This is a genomic window from Microcoleus sp. Z1_B2 (genome assembly GCF_036700325.1).
Classification (GTDB): domain Bacteria; phylum Cyanobacteriota; class Cyanobacteriia; order Cyanobacteriales; family Microcoleaceae; genus Microcoleus.
Genome location: NZ_JAUBOQ010000106.1, coordinates 1 through 2,486, shown reverse-complemented (window position 1 = coordinate 2,486; position 2,486 = coordinate 1). Strand labels below are relative to the sequence as shown.

Genomic DNA, 2,486 nt, shown 5'->3' with positions numbered 1-2,486 from the left:
GCTCCCTTACAGCTTCACCAGATAGTTAACTTAATTACTGATACCGTGCGTCAAGACCAAAAATCAGCGCTCCCCCTCGCCGAGTTAGTAATCAGTAAAACTCAAGGCAATCCTTTTTTTGTCAATCAGTTTCTCAAAACACTCTATCAAGAAAACCTACTTAAATTCAACTTTCACGAAAGAAACTGGGATTGGAACATTTCCGAAATTGAATCAGTAGGTATTACTGATAACGTCATTGAATTGATGCTGGGCAAATTGAAAAGACTGCCCCCATCAACTCAGCAAGTTTTGCGTTTAGCTGCCTGCGTGGGCAATAGTTTTGACTTAAACACTCTGGCAATTATTAATGAAAAATCTTGGGTAGCCACCTTTCAAGAACTATTGCCAGCCATTCAAGAAGGATTAATCTTAACTACTTCTGAGCTAGGTGCTACCGAATCAGAAATAATTAACTCAGACTTGGTAATTACTACTTATAAATTTTTGCACGACCGCGTACAGCAGTCAGGTTACGCATTGATTGACTCAAAACTGCAAACAGCAATTCACCTACAAATTGGTCGTCTGTTACTAGCAAATATCTCTGGCGAGCGACGCGCCGAAAGAATTTTTGAAATTGCCGACCATTTGAATTCGGGTCGAAATTTAATCATTGATGATACCGAGAAAATTGAACTAGCTATTTTAAATTTAACCGCCGCTCGCAAAGCCAAAGATGCCACGGCTTATGCTGCTGCCAGAGACTACTTAAAATTCGGTCGAGAAATTCTACCGGGCAATATTTGGCAAGACTCCTACGAACTAGCTTTTACCTTTCATAAGGAGCTGGCAGAGGCAGAATATTTAAACGGCAATTTTGAAGAATCAGAAGCTTTAATAGAAGTGGCATTTGCCCAGGCCAAATCTGAGCTAGAACAAGCCGAAATTTACAACATTTTGATCGTGCAGTACACTCTGCTGAGTAAATATGAAGCAGCAGTTCAATCGGGATTAAAAGCGCTTCACTTGCTGGGCATAGACTTGGCTGAAGATAATTTAAGTGAGGCGATTAATGCGGAAATGGCGACAGCTACAGCCTACTTGGCCAACCAAGAAATTGCTTCATTAATTCATGCCGAAAAGATGAAAGACCCAGCTCAACTAATGGCTATGAAATTATTGGGCAACATGGGCCCACTAACGTTCTTTTCATCTCAAGAACTGTGGAAGTTGACTGTGATTAAAGCGATTAATCTTTCTCTCAAGTACGGTTTTGTAGCGGAAGGGTCTTACTGCTATTCGTGTTATGGAATTATCCTAAATTCAATTTTAGGGGATTACCAATCTGCTTATGAGTTTGGCAGACTCGCTCTGACTCTGAGCGAAAATTCTAATAACTTGTCTCAAAATTGCCAAGATAGTGTGATTTTTGCCAATTACTTAAACTGCTGGGTGAGACCGCTCAAAACTACGGCCCAAATTAATAACGAAGGTTATAAAAGAGGCTTGCAATCGGGCAATTTGCAATGGACGGGTTATAACCGGATGTTTCAAACTATTACCTATTTCTTCCAGGGTATGAATTTGAATAACCTCTGGGAAGATATTGACAAGTCGCTCCATTTCTGCAATCATACTAAAAATTTTTGGGCGATTGATATTATTATTGCTAATAAGATAGCAATTTTAAATTTGATGGGAGAAGAGGATGAAGTTAGCGAAGAACAGCATTTAGAAAATTTTCATAGCCGTAAAAGCATGGCAGCGCTGTGTGAGTTTTATGTTTTAAAGGCGCAGACTTTCTATCTTTACGAACAGTATAGTGAGGCGCTAGAAGCATCGGAGCGCGCGGCAGAGCTGATTGATTATTTGATGGGTCATATTTCTAGTGCTCACCATTATTTTTACCGTTGTCTGATTTTAACGGCTCTGTATTCAGAGGTTTCTGAATTGGAGCGACAAGATTACTGGCTGCAATTAGAAGCTAATCAGAAACAAATCAAAGTTTGGGCGGATAATTGCTCGGAAAGTTTTGCACATAAGTTCTGGCTGGTGGCGGCAGAAATGGCGAGGATTTCAGGTTTTGATTTGTCGGCGATGGATTTGTACGATCGCGCGATTGCTGAGGCTAGAGAGCATGATTTTATTCAGAATGAAGCGCTGGCGGCGGAATTGGCTGCTAAGTTCTGGTTGGGGAAGGAGAAAGAAGAATTTGCCCACATCTACCTGACTAAAGCCCACTATGGCTATCAATACTGGGGGGCTAAACGTAAAGTTGAGAGTTTGGAGGAAAAATATCCCCAATTAATAGTGAGAACTTCAGGGAAGACAACTACTCAAACAAAAAACCGAACAACGACGGCGACTACTAGCAGCAATTTGGGTGAGACGCTAGATTTAACTACGGTGATGAAAGCTTCTTTCGCGATTTCGGGTGAAATTGTTTTGAGTAGGTTGCTGGAAAGATTGATGAAAATTGCGATCGAGAATGCGGGGGCGCAAAA

Annotated in this window: 1 protein-coding gene; it reads left to right on the top strand. The window is 41.0% G+C overall.

Features of this window, described 5'->3' with window-relative positions:
• Positions 1-45: 45 nt before the first annotated feature.
• Positions 46-2,486: ATP-binding protein (locus QT984_RS29585; protein WP_445305862.1), on the top strand; the 2,441-nt coding region annotated here is incomplete at its 3' end.